Annotated in this window: 15 protein-coding genes; 9 read left to right on the forward strand and 6 right to left on the reverse strand. The window is 43.1% G+C overall.

The features are described 5' to 3' along the window. The first annotated feature begins 241 nt into the window (after positions 1-241). From J3P43_RS04885 to J3P43_RS04905, 5 genes are all read left to right on the forward strand, one after another. The gene (locus J3P43_RS04885) at positions 242-1,528 is read left to right on the forward strand and encodes a PQQ-dependent sugar dehydrogenase (RefSeq protein WP_255899784.1); all 1,287 of its coding nucleotides are present in this window, start codon (positions 242-244) and stop codon (positions 1,526-1,528) included. Positions 1,529-1,537: 9 nt separating this feature from the next. Next, positions 1,538-1,990 carry a c-type cytochrome gene (locus tag J3P43_RS04890; RefSeq protein ID WP_255899787.1) on the forward strand — a complete coding sequence of 151 codons (453 nt, stop codon included), beginning with the start codon at positions 1,538-1,540 and terminating at the stop codon, positions 1,988-1,990. 10 nt (positions 1,991-2,000) lie between these two features. Beyond that, entirely contained in the window at positions 2,001-2,984 is a 984-nt protein-coding gene (locus tag J3P43_RS04895) for an aldo/keto reductase (protein ID WP_255899790.1), read from the forward strand. A gap of 50 nt (positions 2,985-3,034) precedes the next feature. Further along, positions 3,035-4,249, forward strand: coding sequence for a multidrug effflux MFS transporter (locus J3P43_RS04900; RefSeq protein ID WP_255899793.1), 1,215 nt, complete (start codon positions 3,035-3,037; stop codon positions 4,247-4,249). Between the two features lie 98 nt (positions 4,250-4,347). After that, a complete protein-coding gene (locus tag J3P43_RS04905) occupies positions 4,348-5,319 on the forward strand; it encodes a pectinesterase family protein (protein ID WP_255899795.1) in 972 nt (323 codons plus the stop codon). 10 nt (positions 5,320-5,329) lie between these two features. Here J3P43_RS04905 and J3P43_RS04910 read toward each other — a convergent pair whose 3' ends face one another. The 4 genes from J3P43_RS04910 to J3P43_RS04925 form a co-directional block, all read right to left on the reverse strand. Beyond that, positions 5,330-6,397: a branched-chain amino acid aminotransferase gene (locus J3P43_RS04910; protein ID WP_255900203.1), complete on the reverse strand. Its 1,068-nt coding sequence runs from the start codon at positions 6,395-6,397 to the stop codon at positions 5,330-5,332. A 94-nt stretch (positions 6,398-6,491) separates the two neighbouring features. Then, positions 6,492-7,760 (reverse strand): chloride channel protein, encoded by a 1,269-nt coding sequence (locus J3P43_RS04915; protein WP_255899797.1) that lies wholly within the window; start codon positions 7,758-7,760, stop codon positions 6,492-6,494. Positions 7,761-7,786: 26 nt separating this feature from the next. Then, positions 7,787-9,079 (reverse strand): HAD-IB family phosphatase, encoded by a 1,293-nt coding sequence (locus J3P43_RS04920; protein ID WP_255899800.1) that lies wholly within the window; start codon positions 9,077-9,079, stop codon positions 7,787-7,789. A gap of 46 nt (positions 9,080-9,125) precedes the next feature. Next, positions 9,126-10,097: an NAD-dependent epimerase/dehydratase family protein gene (locus J3P43_RS04925; protein WP_255899802.1), complete on the reverse strand. Its 972-nt coding sequence runs from the start codon at positions 10,095-10,097 to the stop codon at positions 9,126-9,128. 157 nt (positions 10,098-10,254) lie between these two features. Here J3P43_RS04925 and J3P43_RS04930 point away from each other — a divergent pair, with 157 nt between their 5' ends. Then, positions 10,255-11,439, forward strand: a complete 1,185-nt coding sequence (locus tag J3P43_RS04930; RefSeq protein WP_255899804.1) for a formimidoylglutamase — start codon at positions 10,255-10,257, stop codon at positions 11,437-11,439. 6 nt (positions 11,440-11,445) lie between these two features. After that, on the forward strand, positions 11,446-12,582 hold the full coding sequence (locus tag J3P43_RS04935) for a TlpA disulfide reductase family protein (RefSeq protein ID WP_255899807.1): 1,137 nt from the start codon (positions 11,446-11,448) through the stop codon (positions 12,580-12,582). Here the strand turns inward: J3P43_RS04935 and J3P43_RS04940 are convergent. Next, the gene (locus J3P43_RS04940; protein WP_255899810.1) at positions 12,575-13,153 is read right to left on the reverse strand and encodes a hypothetical protein; all 579 of its coding nucleotides are present in this window, start codon (positions 13,151-13,153) and stop codon (positions 12,575-12,577) included. The genes J3P43_RS04935 and J3P43_RS04940 overlap by 8 nt on opposite strands. Positions 13,154-13,316: 163 nt before the next feature. After that, on the reverse strand, positions 13,317-14,591 hold the full coding sequence (gene purD / locus J3P43_RS04945; RefSeq protein WP_255899813.1) for a phosphoribosylamine--glycine ligase: 1,275 nt from the start codon (positions 14,589-14,591) through the stop codon (positions 13,317-13,319). Positions 14,592-14,659: 68 nt separating this feature from the next. On the opposite strand from purD, the gene J3P43_RS04950 reads away from it, so the two are divergent. Continuing rightward, positions 14,660-15,163, forward strand: a complete 504-nt coding sequence (locus tag J3P43_RS04950) for a hypothetical protein (protein WP_255899816.1) — start codon at positions 14,660-14,662, stop codon at positions 15,161-15,163. Between the two features lie 172 nt (positions 15,164-15,335). After that, complete coding sequence (secA, locus tag J3P43_RS04955; protein WP_255899818.1) at positions 15,336-18,644, forward strand: preprotein translocase subunit SecA; 3,309 nt, start codon at positions 15,336-15,338, stop codon at positions 18,642-18,644. Positions 18,645-18,652: the final 8 nt, after the last annotated feature.

Consider the following 18,652-nt stretch of genomic DNA (forward strand, 5'->3'; position numbering starts at 1 on the left):
ATACTAATCCGCTTCGCTCTAAACGCAAGTTAACGAATATTGGAAAGATTGAAATGGCAATTCCGTATATAACCTGCCAATTATAGGCCGTATTTTTGATAGAAGGATAGCGTCATTTAAACCGGCAGTCGGATAATAAAAGATCGGAAAACTTAGGAATAAACACTAAAACTAATTAATAGCAGTTAAAATAACATTGACTTGGAAAAAAGTAGTTTTTGTTGAGGCTGGATTATAAATAATGAACATATTTGAAAAATTAGACTACACGATTTTGAACTATAAAATTAATTTATCGGGCGCCGTAATCGGCTGTGCGTTACTTGCCTTAGTTTCACATCAGACCAAGGCCCAAACTGCTGGCTTAACAATGCCAGCTGGTTTCAAAGCGGAAATTATAGCGGAAAATACAGGCCGGCCGAGGCATATTACCGTTACTAAAAAAGGAGACATCTATGTTAAGCTTTTTAGAAAAGTTGACGATAAAGGAATCCTGATGTTGCAAGATAAAGACGGCGACGGCAAGTACGAATCAAGAACCAGCTTCGGAAATTATATCGGTACGGGTATTTATTTAAAAGATTCATATCTCTACGCCTCTTCAGACGAAGGAGTCTTTCGATATAAACTTGATGCCAACGAGCATGTTATTAATCCGGATAAACCGGATACACTGGTTAAAGGCCTTGTAAGCCGCCGGCAGCACGAAACAAAATCGTTGGTGCTTGATAATGATGGAAACATGTACGTGAACATTGGTGCGCCATCAAACTCTTGTCAGGTCAACGACCGCCAGCCGGGTTCGCCAGGGCAAGTCAATTGCCCGATTCTTGAAACGGCAGGTGGCATCTGGCAATTTAAAATCGATAAGATGAATCAGAGCTATGCTGAAGGAGTAAGATATGCCACCGGACTGCGAAATGTGGTTGGACTTGACTGGAACAAGCAAAACAATGCTTTATTTGTGATGCAGCACGGAAGAGATCAACTGACTATGTTCCCCGAATATTACGACGTTAAGCAGTCGGCAGAGCTGCCCGCTGAGTGTATGTATATGATAAAACAAGGGGATAATGCGGGCTGGCCATATAGTTATTATGACCCATTTCAAAAGAAAAATATTCTTGCTCCCGAATATGGCGGCGACGGTAAAAAAGAGGCCGATAGTAAGTTTATTAATCCAGTAGCTGCTTTCCCTGCACATATGGCGCCAAACGGATTGCTTTTTTATACTGGAAATATGTTTCCCGAACGATATAAAAACGGAGCGTTCGTAGCATTTCATGGTTCATGGAACCGCGCTCCCGAGCCGCAGAAGGGCTTCCTCGTTGCGTTTATTCCGTTTAAAGATGGCAAACCTTCCGGCGAGTGGGAAACGTTTGCTGATGGCTTTTCGGGTTCTCCTGAGAAAACTGCTTCGGGTCGGGCAGATCATAAGCCTTGCGGGCTTGCTATGGGGCCAGATGGGGCTTTATATGTAACCGATGATTCTAAAGGCGCTATTTATAAGATTTCGTATAACAAATAATCATTCAACGTGAAAAGAATATCATTAACTCTGCTTATAATTTCAGTTTTTATATCAGTTATTGCGCAGACGAAAAAGCCTGTCGCAAAAAAGCCTGCGTCTAAGGCTAATGCAGCTTCTGCCGCTGTCAGTCCTGCTGTCATGGAAAGAGGAAAAGTGGTTTATAACACGTATTGCGTGGCATGTCATCAGCCTGATGGAGGGGGGGTACCCAGCATGAACGCACCAATTGTAAAAACCCCCCATGTGTTGGGTGCTAAGCCCGCATTGATCGATATTATTCTTAAAGGTATGCAAGGGGTTGATATTCTGGGTGAAAGCTATTCAAATGTAATGCCTGCTCATAATTTTTTAACAAATCAGCAAATTGCTGATGTTCTTACTTATGTTCGTAATAACTTTGGCAATAAAGCCAGTGGAGTTACAGCAGCAGAAGTAGCAGCGGTTAGAAATAAAAAATAGAGTAATTACAATGCATTACAGAAAGTTCCGGAATGTCTCGGTATCCGAAGTGGGATTGGGCACATGGCAGTTAGGCAGTGCCGATTGGGGAAATATCAGAGAGGAAGACGCCTTTGCCATCCTGAATCGTTTTGTCTCATTAGGAGGGAATTTTATTGATACCGCGGATGTATATGGAATGGGTATCAGCGAAAGCTATATCGGAAAGTTTTTAAAAACTACCGACAGGGAACTTTTCGTTGCCAGTAAGCTGGGAAGGCGAGGCGATGGCACGAACGGCTGGCCTCAAAACTTTTCTTACGACGGGATGCGCTCGCATATCGAATCGTCATTAAAGAATCTTGATCTGTCTTCCCTTTTTTTAGAGCAGTTGCATTGTATTCCAGAAGATGAACTTCGTAAGGGAGTCGTTTTTGGCCACTTGAGAAAATTTCAGCAGGAAGGCTTAATTCAAAATTGGGGAGTTAGTGTTGAAACTGCAGAAGAGGCTTTATTATGCCTCGAACAGGAAGGGTTGGCTTCACTCCAGATTATTTTCAATATTTTTCGCCAGCACTACGCTGATGAGTTTTTCGAAAAAGCTGCCGAAAAGGGTGTCGCTCTGATTGTGCGGGTTCCTCTTGCCAGCGGCTTGCTTAGCGGGAAGTATAATCTGGGCTCATTTTTCGCAAAAACCGACCATCGTAATTATAATGCCAACGGCGATTCGTTTAATGTTGGCGAAACCTTTTCTGGTATCGAATTCTCAAAAGGCGTCAAGTTGGCTGATCATATTTCGGGCATGCTTCCGGATGGCCGCACAGCGCAATGGGCTATTCGCTGGATATTGGATCACCCACAGGTAACAACTGTTATTCCTGGTGCAACCCGGGTTGCTCAGGTAGAGAGTAATATTGCTGCTTCAGACCTGGTACCTCTTCCAAAAGATACGCACAGGCAGCTTCAGGAACTTTATGAAGATGAGATCAAACCTTTTATCCGGGGACGATTTTAATCAGATTTTCAAACCAGTATGGCAGCTTGAGCCTTAATAGGCTTAATCAGATGCAGAAAAAGACTTCCACCGCTCTTATTTTAACGCTCGGTCTGCTTAGTGCAACAAGTTCTTTATCGATCGACATGTATTTGCCGGGCTTTCCGGCTATTGCAGAAGACCTGAATACTTCGATCCCACAAGTGGCGCTATCTCTAACCAGTTATTTTGTTGGGATAGCGGCAGGGCAGTTATTCTTTGGACCTATAATCGACCGCTATGGTAGAAAAGGCCCGCTGATGTTCGGCGTTGTTTTGTATTTTCTTTCTTCCCTCGCGTGCGCGCTTACCACTTCGGTGGAAGGCTTAATAATCTTTCGTTTTTTGCAGGCCCTTGGCGGCTGTGCCGGCATGGTTATTAACCGTGCCATGGTACGCGATCTGTACGACAACTCAGAAACAGCACGGATCTTTTCGATCTTGATGTTAATTATGGGAGTATCACCCATAATTGCCCCTACATTTGGGGGCTACATTACAGCGGGTTTTGGCTGGCGCTATGTTTTTGTCACTATCACTTTTATCGCCCTGTTACAGCTTATATCATCGTGGCGGGTCTTGCCCGAAACCCGCGGAGCCGACCGATCTGCTTCGCTGCTGCCCAAGCCGGTTATCAGCCGTTTTTGGTTAGTGTTTAAGCAACCCCAGTTCTTAACTTATGCGCTCACAAGCGGATTTGGCACTGCGGCTATGTTCGCTTACATTGCAGGCTCTCCTTTCGTTTTTATGGAGCTCTTTGAGGTTTCAGAAACTCAATATGGCTGGATCTTCGGGGGAAATGCTTTTGGGCTGATTTTCTGCAGCCAGTTCAACAGGTATCTTTTGCGGCGATACACCAGTAAGCAGATTATTTTACCTGCCGTGATCTTCCAATTCCTTAGCGGAGTACTTTTGGCGCTGGGTGTCGTTACCGGATATGCGGGTGCCACCGGTGTCTTTACTTTAATATTCCTGTTCGTAATTATGCAAGGCTTCATCACACCCAATGCCACCTCGCTATTGATGGAACCTTTTGAAAAAAATACCGGAATTGCCTCAGCCCTCAGCGGGAGCATGCTCATGATCTTTGCCGGACTGTCTTCGGCAACGGTTAGCAGCCTGCATAACGGTACAACCTTGCCTATGGCGGGTGTAATTGCGGGTTTTTTGGCGGGAAGCTTTTTTTCGATTGTGTTAGGGAGATTGATGATTAAGAAGGCAAGAGGACAGGCGCAAACCGAGCTTTGATAGCTGTAAAAGCTTTCTTTAGAATTTATTTAATACCTCGTTTCAGGCTCATAGAAACTTTGTAGCGGAGCTTTAAAAAATTATAGCTTATTTTGAGAATGACATTGCAATGTAAATCCCCAATCTTATTCTTTATCGCTCTGCTATTAAGCTCTCAGGCCTTATTCGCTAAGGTTGTGGCCTACGATTTTGTGGTGGCTCAGGATGGCAGCGGGAATTTCAAAACTGTGCAGGAAGCCATTAATGCTGTTCCTGATTTTAGAAAAAGGATAACGACTATTTACATAAAAAAGGGAGTTTACAAAGAGAAGTTAGTACTCCCTGGTTCGAAGCAGCTTGTTAAATTGATTGGAGAGGATGTGCAGCAAACCATCCTTACTTACGACGATTTTGCGCAGAAGAAGAATCAGTTTGGCGAGGAAAAAGGTACTTCCGGCTCATCTAGTTTTTATATCTACGGTGATGGCTTTACGGCAGAAAATATCACATTTGAAAATTCATCAGGGCCGGTGGGGCAAGCGGTAGCTGTTTGGGTTGCCGGCGATAAGTCTGCTTTCAAGAATTGCAGGTTTCTTGGTTTTCAGGACACACTATATACTTACGGAAAAGGCAGCCGGCAGTATTATAAGGATTGTTATATCGAAGGAACGGTAGATTTCATTTTTGGATCCTCAACGGCTTTGTTCGACGAGTGTGAAATTTTTGCTAAGAAGGGCGGCTACCTCACGGCTGCTTCTACGCCAGATACTACCAGGTTTGGTTACGTATTTCTCAAGTGTAAAATTAAGGGCGATGCTCCCGACAATAGTTTTTACCTCGGCCGGCCTTGGCGCCCTTATGCAAAAACCGTTTTTATAAAGTGTAATTTGGGAAAGATAATAAAACCTGAAGGTTGGGATCATTGGGGCAAGGAAAGCAACAAGCAAACTGCTTTTTATGCAGAATATAAAAGCAAAGGGCCCGGAGCGGCCCCGTCAAAAAGAGTGAGCTGGTCACATCAGCTTAGGGATGAAGAAGCTAAAACTTACACGATTGATAATATCTTCAGAGGTTGGCAGCCTTTTAAATAACGAAGGCCTTTCAGGATATTACATAATTCCAGCCCATTTCATCCGGTCCGTACCCGTAACGAATATCATTTAAGGTTTTAAGTACCTTGTTTGAAAACTCGGCCTGAGACTGATCGGGTAAGGTGTAAAGCTGACCTTCGTACCCTATGCTTGCTATTGGAGCTATTGTAGCTGCTGTACCAGCACCAAAAGCTTCGGTAAGTCTTCCGCTTTTCAGTCCTTCAATCACTTCAGTTACAGAAACTCTGCGCTCTTCAACCGGCACGCCCCATTTACGGGCAAGCGTTAATACACTGTCTCGTGTTACACCTTTTAAAATGGTATCTCTTGTAGAAGGAGTTACAAGCTTTCCGTCAATTACAAACATTACATTTGCTGCGCCAAGCTCTTCTACAAAAGCATGCTCACGGCCATCGGTCCAGATGATCTGGTCGAAACCTTCTTTTAACGCTTCCTGAGCAGGAAACAGAGATCCGCCGTAATTACCGCCCGCTTTCGCGAATCCAAATCCTCCTTCACTTGCGCGCGAGTATTTAGTTTCGATTTTAACTTTTAAAGGCTTGCTAAAGTAAGCGCCTACCGGGCAGGTTAAAATGATGTATTTATAAGTTTTAGACGGTGCAACGCCAAGATACGGGTCTGTAGCGAACATGTATGGTCTAATGTAAAGCGAATGATGGGCGGCCTTAGGAATCCAGTTTCTGTCAATATTTACCAATGCCGCAATGCTTTCAAGAAAGATTTCTACCGGTAGCTCGGGCATGCACATACGCTGTGCCGAAAGATTGAATCGCTCTGCATTTTTCTCGGGCCGGAAAACCACTATTTTGCCGTCGGGATGACTATATGCTTTCAAGCCTTCAAAAAACGTTTGCCCATAATGTAATGATGCGATAGCAGGACTTAGCGATAAGTCCCCGTAAGGCATTATCTGAAAATTTTTCCACTCGCCGTCTGCATAATCGGCAACAAACATGTGATCGGAGAAAATATGCCCGAAGGGTAGGTTGTTAAAATCTGTTTCCTGCAGGCGTGAAGCAGTAGTTTTTGCGACTTTTATATCAAGCGTATTTTGCACGGTTCCGTCTTTAAAATCCAACAGGTACAAATAAACAGATTTTGCACGATTTTATGCCAATGGTTTTTTAGATATCTTACTAATAAAGATTTATTTACAAATCTTTGAGGTGTTTCCCTTTTTGCGCTGTCCAGAGAAGATGTTTTGGAGTTCCAATAAGTTGCGAGGTATAGATTCCGCTATGTCCCGAAAATAGATAAGCTGTCATACAAACAATAGCAATAAAAAGAGCGTGTTCACCCCCAAATAATTCAATTCCCATGAAGACGCAGGCAAGGGGAGTGTTGGCGGCGGCGGCAAAGACCGCGACAAAACCCATGGCGGCCAGAAGGTCCGTTGGGAGTGGTAAAAACAGCGAGAGGGCGCTGCCTAATGTTGCACCAATAAAGAACAGAGGAGTAACCTCGCCTCCTTTAAAACCTGAACTTAAAGTGATGGCCGTCAATAAAATCTTAAGGAAAAATAAATGCGAGGGTTGCACGGCGGTAAAGCTTTCCACAATCGTTGGTAATCCTAAACCGGCTAATCGGAAATCGTTTAAGCTCAGCAGAAGAATAAGAATAATTATCCCTCCGGCAAATGGTCTGAGTGGAGGATAGGGTATTCTATTAAAATATGCTTTCAGAAAGGGAATAAGTTTATTGAAAAGCCAGCCTGCCATGGCGAAAATAATACCGGCCAGGATGCAAAGGAGAAGGTTTTTAAAGGAGATCGTGCTTGTAGACAGGATGGAGTATTGTAAATGCTCTGCTCCCCACATGTCGCAAACCAGATCGGCCACGACTGCTGCGAAAAGCGATGGAACCAAAGCTTCATAGCGCATTTTGCCTATGATGTATACTTCGAGGGCAAAGACGGTTCCCGCCAGAGGGGTGCCGAATACCGAAGCGAAGCCGGCACTTATACCACAAATCAACAGTATTTTCCGGTCTGCCGCTCTAAATGGGAATAACTTATTTAACTGGTCGGCGAGAGCCGCACCCATTTGCACAGCTGTTCCCTCTCTGCCTGCTGATCCGCCTCCAAGGTGTGTTAAAAGTGTGCCCAGCAGAACCAGCGGAGCCATGTGCCACGAAATTACTTTTTGCGGCTGAATAATCTCATCTATGATCTGGTTATTGCCTTTTTCTACGGTTGTTCCCAGGTAATGATAGATCAGTCCGATAATAAGACCAATTACAGGTAAAAGATAGTAAAGCCAGAAATTTTCTTCTCTAAAGTTAGTTACCCCGTCTAATGAGATGAGAAATAGTGCAGATGCGCTGCCTGCCAGACCGCCTGCAATGGCCGCAATACAGAGCCACTTCAAGGTAAAGCTGTACAGGTGGAAATACTTCGATGAAACCAGATTGGAGAAATTCATCTAAAAGCTTTTCGTCATGTTTAAATCTAATACAGAATCCTAAACTTTATAGTATCCGAGATCTCTTTTAATTCTTTAAGCACTTGTTTGTCGTACTGAACGCTCACATCCGTGATTACATAGCCAATTGTAGAGTTAGTCATTAAAAACTGGCTAAGAATATTAATGTTATGGTTTGCGTAAATCTGATTTATCTGGGCGAGTATACCTGGTACATTTCTGTGAATATGCAACAGGCGGTGTGCATTTCCTACTTTAGACAGTTGAAGATTAGGGAAGTTTGCACTTAGGTAAGTATCGCCCCGGTTGATAAAATCAGACATTCGTCTCGGAATAGACTGAATGTTTCTCGGATTATCTCTCGGGTCATCAAACACTACAATTCCCATTTCTGTTGCCAGTTTATGCGAGAATTGTTGTTTGCTGTTCCCCAGATATCCGATGGTTTTTAGCTTTATCGCCTCTTTGAGCTTCGCATCTTCAACTTTCTCTCCTTCAGCCAACAATAGCATCCCCACATCAGGTACATATTTTTCTTCAAACGTGGATTTATGGCGAATTGAAAAACCATCTTTTTTCAAGATCTGAATAGATTCGTCTGGAACTTCGCCTACAATCAGACAAAGGATACGGTTTTTGGGATATGAGATAGCCCTTGGTAACTGATTGATATATAAAAATTCATCGAAGCTTGGCGTTACGTGGTCGGCTTTTTCAAGGATGCTCTGGCGGGCAATATTTTCGGTAAAAGCATAGAACTTTTGGATGAGTCCTGATTCTTTCAATTGAAAGTCTGAATAGCCGTCGCCAATACCAAAAATATTTCCTTCAAGCTTTAGCTGCTTTAAAAGTTTTACTTTTCCACCTTCTTCAGACAGTGGATTACTGTCGTCGTAGCCAACAATTTTGCCGTCTACATCGAAAAGGAAAGTGTTGGCATAAATATTCTCTTTCTTAATCCCGTAAGGAAGAACTACTGGCGTAATAAACTCTTTAAATCCGCCTGATACGATTAAAACATCATCAGGATGGTTTTTGAAAAAAGTTTTGTTTCTCGAAAATGACGAAGAAACCAGTTTCTTGAGTCGTGACACCAGCAACTTTAAGTGATCGCGATTAGCTTCAAGTACTTTTACTCTTTGAGTCAGGCTTTCGCGAAATGAAAGGCGGCCTTCCATCGCAGCATTGGTTAGATCCTCTATTTGTTTATAAATAGCTTCACGGTTGGGATTATCCTGAAGTGAAATTCGCGCGAGTTCATCTAAAGCCTCTACCTGGGTAAAAGTGCTGTCAAAGTCAATTATATAGTAATTCTTCATTGTGTGGAAAGCCTCCTTTAAATCGCTGCAAATGTAGTAAACCTCTTTATTTCTTTAGGGCATCACATATCTCTTTAATACTGATTTTAATCGGCTTGTAAGTAAAATCCGGGAAAAGTTGTCCGAATTTCGCGTTTGAATAAGCACTTTTCTTAAAAGCATTGCGGGCGGTATCCTTAGTAAGGCCATATTTTTTGCCGTTAAACAGGGATAGCAGTCCTGCTCCGCGCCAGGCTAGTTCCATCATCCAGGGTTTGGCGTTTATGGCCGGCGGCGTATGATCAAAATTTTTAGCAGCCTCAGTTAGAATTTCTTTGAGGCTCCGGTTTTCTGCGTTGATTATAAAACGTTCTCCGGAAATATCGCTTTTCATCAGTAAGATCATCGCTCTGGCCACGTCTTCCACATCAACAAAGCCGTTCGTTCCGTTGGTGTAAAATTTTATTCCTTTTCTGACCGTCTCAAATATCTGACCGCTTCCTTTGGTCGCGGCATTTTTGCCAATGATGATAGATGGGTTAACGATCACTGCGTTCAGTCCTTCAGCCATTGCGCGCCATACTTCCATCTCGCTTTCGTATTTCGAAACCGAATAGCCTTGCTGGGTTCCGTCAAACTGCCATTGATTTTCTTCAGTGATCAGCGAACTGTCTTTCGATTCGCCGACTGCGGCCACCGAGCTCACGTGTAACAGTTTTTGTATGTTTTTGTCGAGGCAAAGATTTACTATGTGCTGAGTGCCCTCTTTATTGATGGTTAGTTGTCTCTTTTTGTCTTCGGCCGTAAACGACAACAGTGCAGCGCAATGATACACTTGTGAAATGCCATCCAGAGCCTCCTCGAGTGCAAAATAATCGAGAATATCGGCTTCGAACCATCGGATAGACTCACAGTTTTGTAAGATCTGAGGAATAGATGATCCGGACCTTTTTAAGGCACGCACATTTTCGCCGCTATCCAGCAGTTGTTTAACTAATTCAGAACCTAAAAACCCAGTAGCACCGGTAACCAGTATCATCCAAGACGGAATTTTGAAATTTAGTTCAAACTTACAACAATTTATTTTCTGAAAGGGCAGCATGGGGACTGGAGCGAAAAGCATTTTGATAGATGGATTTATCCGAATAAAGCAGATATTTGACCGAACAAGTTTGTGAAGCTCAATAAACCCTTACATGTCTTTATCCGATTTCTTTACACCTGTAGATTCTAATAAGGTAAGTTCTCATGCAGAATTTTTTACCAGTCAGTTAGGCGCACTCAGCGAAATATATCTCCAGGAATTTCCCGATTTAGAGGCCGAGAAGTTTGATATTGCCATTTTTGGTGTGCTTGAAGACAGAAATGCGGTGAACAATCAGGGGTGTGCTCTTGGCCCTGATTATGTGCGCGAGAAGTTTTATGCTTTATACCAGGGCCCATATAACACACGGATTGCAGATTTAGGAAATATTAAGGCTGGAAACACTGTATCTGACACTTATTTCGCCGTTAAGACCATAGTGGCAGAACTGGTGAAAAAGAACATCCTTCCGCTAATAATAGGCGGTGGTCAGGATCTGACCTATGCGCAATACATGGCTTACGAGGCGCTTGAGCAAAAAGTTGATCTCGTTGTTGTTGATCCCAAATTCGACCTGGACGACTCGGAACACGATACTTCTGTTGAAACCACTTCGGCATCTTATTTAAATAAAATATTCCTTCATCAGCCCAACTATCTTTTTAACTATAGTAACATCGGGTATCAAACCTACTACGTTAATCAGGAAAGTTTACGCGTGATGGAAAAATTGCTGTTTGATGTAAATCGTTTGGGAGAGTTTTATGGTAATGTTACGATGTCGGAACCCATTGTCAGGAACGCAAATCTCCTTAGTTTCGATATTTCAGCCATTCGGTCTTCGGATGCCTGCGCAAATGCCAACGCCGGCCCCAATGGCTTTTACGGGGAAGAGGCCTGCCAGATTTGCAGATATGCCGGAATGAGTGATAAGCTATCATCCGTCGGGTTTTATGAATTTAATCCTGCTTACGATGCCAACGGGCAAACAGCAACCCTACTGGCGCAAATGATATGGTATTTTGTCGATGGTTTTTATCATCGTAAAAAGGACCTGCCCTTACAGCCGAAATCGCAATATCTTATTTACAGAGCTGCATTGAAAGATAATACTCATGAACTGGTATTTGTGAAGAGCAAAAAGACCGACAGATGGTGGATGCAGGTGCCCTATCCGGTAGGCGCTTCAAAGAACGAACGTTATCATTTAGTCCCCTGCAGATACGAAGATTATCAAATTGCCGTTTCAGGAGAGATGCCAGATTTATGGTGGCGTACATATCAGAAACTTAATTAGCAACAAATGCGATTTAACTTATTTTTTCTTTTTCTTTTTCTTTTTTTATCGGCCACATCGAGCTTTGCCCAAAAGCAGAAATTCGAGCTTAAAGGTACAATTGACCCAGAGCTGTTAGAAGGAAAAAAATTATATTTCAGCCGGGTGAAAATGTACGGCGCCTCTAAACCCGATGTAATGACAGTGTCTGTAGCGGGTGGGAAATTCCTGGTGAAGGGTGAGATTGAGGAGCCTGAACAAGCAGTTTTGTCTTTTAACAAGGAGGCTAAAGCTGATTCGTCGGCATTGTCGTTTCTGATTGACAAAGGTACATTGTCGGTAGCTATCGGCGATAAGCTGCCATCTGCAAAGGTGGTAGGTTCTAAAGCTGATCTCGATTTCAAAGCATATTTAAAGAAGCAAAGTTCTGATACCAATGAGTTTAATGAACTTTATCTGCAACTGATGGAGCAGGCAAAAAAAGGAGCCAGCCGCGATTCGCTTCAATTGGTTTTCCAAAATGCCTACGAGATATATAAAAAGGAGATTCAAAATATCCGGCTGGACTTTATTAAATCTAACCCAACAGCATTCATCAGCGTACTGCTTTTGCCGGAGGTTGCCGAATATTCGCAGGACTATAAGATGGTTGATGCTCTGTTTAATCAATTAAGCGCAGATGTTAGAAAAACCCCATCTGCTAAAATTATTCACGAACGTTTCAGCAAGGATAGGCAGCTTGCTGTCGGCTCGGTTGCTCCGGAATTTTCTCAGGCTGACGTTGATGGAAAGCTTGTTAAACTGACAGATTTTAGAGGGAAGTACGTACTGGTCGATTTTTGGGCTTCGTGGTGCGGGCCCTGCCGGCAGGATAATCCTAACATTGTTCGGGTTTACAACCAGTATAAAGAGAAGAACTTTACCGTATTAGGAGTTTCTTTGGACCGTGCCGAAGGCAAAGCAGCCTGGTTGAAAGCAATTAAGGATGATAACTTAACATGGCCCCAGGTATCTGATCTGAATTTCTGGAAGAATGAGGTTGCTTTGCTGTATAATGTTACCTCAATACCTCAAAACTTCCTTCTTGACCCTCAAGGTAAAATAATTGCAAAAAATTTGAGGGGCGAACAGCTGGAAAATGCGTTGTCGGAAATTCTTAAATAGAATAACCGATTATTACAAACACCAATCCGGCAAAAGAGATAAGCAGGGCCATTTTTCCAAAGAGGATTCCGAGAATTACCCCCACAACAATGAGCATAAAACCTATCCACAGATAGGTTCTTGATGCCTTAATATCATTTGTCGGCGCTACAATATTATTCTCGTCAATTACTTCTGCATGTGCGATTTCCTCATGAGCATCGGCAGAGGTCGATTTAACAGTTGTTTTTGACTTATCAGGACTTACAGCTTTTTTAGACCGAGCTTTTGAAGGTTGTTCCGTCAGACTTCCTGAATTTTTCTGACTTGGGGTTTGATTTTTTGAGTTCGATGACCTCACTGTCGATCGGGCCCTCAAGCTCGGGGCTCTCGTTGCCGCAGGCTTAGAAACCGGTTTTGTCACCTCGCGGCTTTTTACAAGGCTATCAAAACTTAGTTCTTTGGGCTTTTCTGCCGCGATGACTTTGATTGTAACTTGTTTTACAGAATCTTGAACCAGGCCTTTACCATTTAAAGCATAGGCGGGCTGCAGAATCCCCGCAAGCAATATAAAAAGGTATAGAATTCTCAATTACAATTTTTTACAAATATACACTATAACATTGTGCCAAAGTATACCCACAATTGGGTATTGGCTATACAAGGCGTTTACCACCGTTTAAATTTCGTCTCAAAATTCAAAAATTGATCCTAAAATGGGAAAATCCTCAACAGTTGTTGAATGTGTTTCTCGTTTAAAGCAAATCGAAGCCTATATCCAGTCTGAAGTACCGCCCGTCATAGTAAATCCTGCCGGCATCGGCAACCGCCTGTTGTACCGCATCAAACATGGTGTCCTGTAAAGAGGTTACCGCAAGCACACGGCCTCCTGCGGTTTTAACTAAGCTATCATCCAGTACTGTACCGGCGTGAAAAACGTACGACTCTCTGATGTTTTCCAGCCCTGTAATAACTTTTCCTTTCATGTATTCGCCCGGATAGCCGCTCGAAACAAGCATAATGGTAGCAGCAGTTTTAGGAGAGATCTTCAGCTCCTTTTCACCCAAATTCCCCTGGGCCACACCTAATAACAGGTCCAGGAAATCACTTTCTATCCTAGGAAGCACACTTTCCGTTTCCGGATCGCCCATGCGTACATTGTATTCGATTACCTGGGGCTCACCGTCATCGTTCATCAGGCCAATAAAAATAAAACCTTTATAAGGTATATGATCATCTTTTAATCCTTTGATGGTAGGCTTTACTATGGTTTCCTCCACTTTTTGCATAAACGCGGCGTCTGCAAACGGAACCGGGGAGATTGATCCCATTCCGCCGGTATTCAAACCGGTGTCGCCTTCACCCACCCGTTTGTAGTCTTTTGCTTCAGGCAGTATTTTGTAGCTATTCCCGTCCGTCAGAACAAAAACCGACAATTCGATTCCCGATAAAAACTCCTCAATTACTACTGTGCTGCTTGCCTCTCCAAATTTGGCGTCCTGCAGCATCGCGACCAATTCTGTCTGCGCTTCTTCAAGGGTTTGACATATCAATACGCCTTTTCCTGCCGCCAGACCATCAGCTTTTAATACGATGGGAAGTCTGTGTGTTTCTAAATAAGACAGGCCTTCACTCAAAGAATTTTTAGTAAAGGTTGCATAGGCTGCCGTGGGTATATTGTGCCTCTTCATAAAGGACTTCGAGAAGTTTTTGCTTCCTTCAAGCTGGGCGGCCTGCTCTTGTGGTCCGATTACCGGGATGGATTTTAAATCGCCGTCAGCCAGGAAATAGTCATGTATTCCTTTTACAAGAGGCTCTTCTGGTCCTACAATGACAAGATTGATGGCATTTTCTAATACGAATTGGCGAATTCCTTTAAAATCAGTGATGGATAAATTAATATTTTTTCCAAACTTGCCCGTTCCGGCATTTCCAGGGGCGATATATAGTTGCTTACAAAGTGGACTCTGAGATATTTTCCAGGCAAAAGTGCTTTCTCTTCCGCCAGAACCTATTAAAAGAATGTTCATTTCGCAAAGATAAAATTCTATATTGTTAAAGGGAATTATGGATATTGTATTTACCAACACCTCGACCGATGTTTGACGAAATCGAAAAGTTGCCCGTTTATCAAAAAGCGCGCGAAATCTTAATACTTGCGGAGCATATTTGTGATTCGTTAAAAGACGATGACCAGAAGGAGCATATTGAACATCAGATATTAAGTAATGCCTCTGTTCTTGGAGCGAAGATTGCCGGTGCAGCCGGATGTGAGTCGTATACTTTGAAAATGGAAAATCTCCTGAAAATTAAATTTGCCGTAAGGGAAATGTTTGAAGGGATTCTTTTCGCACGCTTGATCAAAATTAATCCCAATGATTACGTTCAATTAATGCGTGATGCTATTGAAGAGTTTAGAATAGAGTTTGTGAAGTGGATAAGAACGTTCGATCCGACCGGTGATCTGAAAGACGATTGGGCCATACGGTATGTGGTCGACCGCTCCGACGATTATACGGTAAAAATGGTCTCAGATGAAGTGAACCCAGATCCTGATGATTCAGGCAGCACCTGGTTTGATTGGGATGATGATGATTTATAATACTGATTCCATTTAAAGCAACAACTTCCTCCCGCTTTCTTATTATTTAATTGATTGCTTTTCTAGGCGATAATTCGCCAAAATAAAATTAATTTTGCTTGCTTTATGTCATAATGACTTGCTTGGCGGTCATGGCGTAATTATTGATTAATACACGATTCAATCTGTAGACATGTTAGGTTTTTTAAATAAATTATTCGGAAGCAAATCCGAACGTGATATAAAACAAATTCAGCCGCTGGTAGAACAAATTAAGGCGGAATACTCTAAACTGGCTTCGATAAGTGATGACGAGTTAAGGCAAAAAACAGCCGACTTTAAAGCAAAGATCGCAGAAGCACTGGCCGCGGTTGATAAAGAGATTGGGGAATTAAAATCAGAGGCCGAAAGCTCTGATATATCGATCCACGAAAAGACGGATATTTACGAAAAAGTTGATAAGTTAATAAAGGAGCGTGATAAGCAGCTTGAAGTTGTACTGATGGAGATTCTGCCTCAGGCTTTTGCGGTAGTTAAAGAAACAGCCCGGCGTCTTACCGAAAATAAGCAACTGGAAGTAACCGCTACCGACTTCGATCGCAATCTGGCGGCAAAAAAAGCCAATGTGGTTATCAACGGCGATAAAGCTATTCACCACAATACCTGGCTGGCAGCCGGGACAGAGGTGGTGTGGAATATGATCCATTACGATGTACAGCTAATCGGTGGTATTGTATTGCATCAGGGAAAAATTGCCGAGATGACAACGGGGGAAGGAAAAACCTTGGTGGGAACCCTTCCCGCATATCTTAATGCCCTTTCGGGACAAGGGGTGCACATCGTAACAGTGAACGATTACCTGGCCCGTCGTGACTCAGAGTGGAATGGTCCTTTGTTCGAATTTCATGGCTTAAGCGTTGATTGTATCGACAGGCATCAGCCGAATTCCGATGCCCGAAGAAACGCATATTTAGCAGATATCACTTTCGGAACCAACAACGAATTCGGCTTTGATTATTTGCGGGACAATATGACGCAAGCGCCTGAAAGCCTGGTGCAGCGCAAATTACATTTCGCCATGGTGGATGAGGTCGATTCTGTATTAATTGACGATGCCCGTACACCATTGATTATTTCCGGCCCGATACCGCGAGGCGATGAGCACGAGTTTTATGAACTGAAGCCACGTATCGAACGCCTGGTAAACGCTCAGAAGACTTTCGTGAATACAGCCTTGAACGAGGCTAAAAAACTGATCACCGAAGGAAAACCGGGCCCTACAGAAGGCGGTTTGGCGCTTTTAAGGGCACATCGAGGCCTGCCTAAAAGTAAAGCTCTGATCAAATTCCTTAGTGAGTCTGGAAATAAACAGGTCCTTACCAAATCCGAAAACTACTACATGCAGGATCAGAATAAAGAGATGCATAAGGTAGATGAAGAGCTTTATTTTGTAATAGACGAAAAGCAGAACCAGGTAGAGCTTACCGAGAAAGGAATTGAACTAATAACGACTGCTGGTGAAGATGCTCATTTCTTTGTAATGCCCGATGTGGGAACGGAGATTGCTGAAATTGAGAAATCAACCTTGAGCACTGAGGAGAAATTGGCTAAAAAGGATGCTTTAATGCGTGATTTCTCGGTGAAGTCTGAGCGTATCCACTCCGTGAATCAGCTTTTAAAAGCATATACACTTTTTGAAAATGATGTCGAATACATCATCGACGAAGGAAAGATAAAGATTGTTGACGAGCAGACCGGCCGGGTGATGGAAGGCCGTCGTTATTCTGATGGTTTACATCAGGCTATCGAAGCAAAAGAAAATGTGAAGGTCGAAGATGCATCCCAGACATATGCTACCATCACGCTTCAAAACTACTTCAGAATGTATCATAAGCTTGCCGGTATGACCGGAACGGCTACAACTGAAGCAGGTGAGCTTTGGCAGATCTATAAACTGGATGTAGTGGAGATTCCTACCAATGTTCCAATGCAGCGTAAGGATATGGAGGATAAAGTTTATCGGACCATGCGCGAAAAATACAACGCAGTAACCGACGAAATTGCTTCATTAACCAAGGCTGGGCGACCCGTATTAGTTGGTACAACATCGGTCGAGATTTCTGAGTTGCTTAGCCGGATGTTAAAGCTCCGCGGAGTACGACACAATGTGTTAAACGCCAAGCTTCACCAAAAGGAAGCGGATATTGTTGCCGAAGCAGGTAAAGCAGGTACAGTAACCATCGCCACCAACATGGCAGGACGTGGTACCGATATTAAACTTGGCGAAGGCGTTAAAGAAGCCGGAGGTTTGGCAATTGTAGGTACAGAACGACATGAGTCACGTCGTGTAGACAGGCAATTACGTGGTCGTGCCGGACGTCAGGGAGACCCGGGTTCTTCTCAATTCTTCGTATCTCTTGAAGATAATTTAATGCGTTTGTTTGGTTCTGAAAGAATTTCAAACATCATGTTAAGGATGGGTATTGAAGAAGGTGAAGTGATTCAGCATTCGATGATCACCAAATCTATTGAGCGTGCGCAACGAAAAGTTGAAGAAAACAACTTTGGTATCCGTAAACGGTTGCTTGAATACGATGATGTGATGAACTCGCAGCGTTCGGTTATTTATGCAAAGCGTAAAAATGCTCTGTTTGGCGAGCGTTTAGAAGTAGATTTAAGCAATACATTTTACGATACTGTTGAAGATATCGTAACAGAATACAAAGAGACTGCCAATTTCGAAGGCTTTCAACTGGAATTTATCAGGATCTTTTCGGTAGACCCGGAAATAGATGAAAATGAGTTTTCAACTACATCTATTCAGAAATTAACCGATCGGATTTTCCAAAAAGTAACGGAGTTCTATCAACGTAAAACTGAAGCCATTTCGCAGCAAGCATATCCTGTACTCAAACAGGTGTTTGAAGAGCGGGGTGAGTTTATTGAAAATATCATCGTTCCGTTTACAGATGGTTTGAGAGGAATGCAGGTCGCTGCAAATCTTAAAAAAGCGGTGGAGACCAAAGGTATTGAGGTCTTTAAGTCTTTCGAGAAAACAGTGGTTCTGGCGCTGATAGATGAGGCCTGGAAAGAGCATTTACGTGAGATGGATGAGTTGAAGCAGTCTGTACAGAATGCGGTTTACGAGCAAAAGGATCCATTGGTGATTTATAAGATGGAAGCCTTTAACTTGTTTAAACAAATGCTGGTGACTGTGAATAAAGACGTAGTAAGCTTCTTATTCAAAGGTGGAATCCCATCTCAGGAATCTGAAGAGGTGCGAGAAGCTCGTCCAAGGCCTAAGCAGGATCTGTCAAAATTAAAGGTTTCAAAGCCTCAGCTTGCTGCAGTAGCAAGCGGAGGTGGTGCTCCGATGGAAGACACCCGCGAAATTCAAAAGACGATGCCTGTTCGAGCAGAAGTTAAAATCGGGCGAAATGACCCTTGTCCTTGCGGAAGCGGAAAAAAATATAAAAATTGCCACGGAGCAGGTTTGGAATAGACTTAAAT

It is taken from the genome of Paradesertivirga mongoliensis (assembly GCF_024436395.1).
GTDB lineage: Bacteria > Bacteroidota > Bacteroidia > Sphingobacteriales > Sphingobacteriaceae > Paradesertivirga > Paradesertivirga mongoliensis.

What these genes read in the sequence shown, in the direction of transcription:
- J3P43_RS04885 (WP_255899784.1), top strand. Translation starts at nt 242, where the DNA reads ATGAACATATTTGAAAAATTAGACTACACGATTTTGAACTATAAAATT.
- J3P43_RS04895 (WP_255899790.1), top strand. Translation starts at nt 2,001, where the DNA reads ATGCATTACAGAAAGTTCCGGAATGTCTCGGTATCCGAAGTGGGATTG.
- J3P43_RS04900 (WP_255899793.1), top strand. Translation starts at nt 3,035, where the DNA reads ATGCAGAAAAAGACTTCCACCGCTCTTATTTTAACGCTCGGTCTGCTT.
- J3P43_RS04905 (WP_255899795.1), top strand. Translation starts at nt 4,348, where the DNA reads ATGACATTGCAATGTAAATCCCCAATCTTATTCTTTATCGCTCTGCTA.
- J3P43_RS04915 (WP_255899797.1), bottom strand. Translation starts at nt 7,760, where the DNA reads ATGAATTTCTCCAATCTGGTTTCATCGAAGTATTTCCACCTGTACAGC.
- J3P43_RS04920 (WP_255899800.1), bottom strand. Translation starts at nt 9,079, where the DNA reads ATGAAGAATTACTATATAATTGACTTTGACAGCACTTTTACCCAGGTA.
- J3P43_RS04925 (WP_255899802.1), bottom strand. Translation starts at nt 10,097, where the DNA reads ATGATACTGGTTACCGGTGCTACTGGGTTTTTAGGTTCTGAATTAGTT.
- J3P43_RS04930 (WP_255899804.1), top strand. Translation starts at nt 10,255, where the DNA reads ATGTCTTTATCCGATTTCTTTACACCTGTAGATTCTAATAAGGTAAGT.
- J3P43_RS04935 (WP_255899807.1), top strand. Translation starts at nt 11,446, where the DNA reads ATGCGATTTAACTTATTTTTTCTTTTTCTTTTTCTTTTTTTATCGGCC.
- purD (WP_255899813.1), bottom strand. Translation starts at nt 14,591, where the DNA reads ATGAACATTCTTTTAATAGGTTCTGGCGGAAGAGAAAGCACTTTTGCC.
- J3P43_RS04950 (WP_255899816.1), top strand. Translation starts at nt 14,660, where the DNA reads ATGTTTGACGAAATCGAAAAGTTGCCCGTTTATCAAAAAGCGCGCGAA.
- secA (WP_255899818.1), top strand. Translation starts at nt 15,336, where the DNA reads ATGTTAGGTTTTTTAAATAAATTATTCGGAAGCAAATCCGAACGTGAT.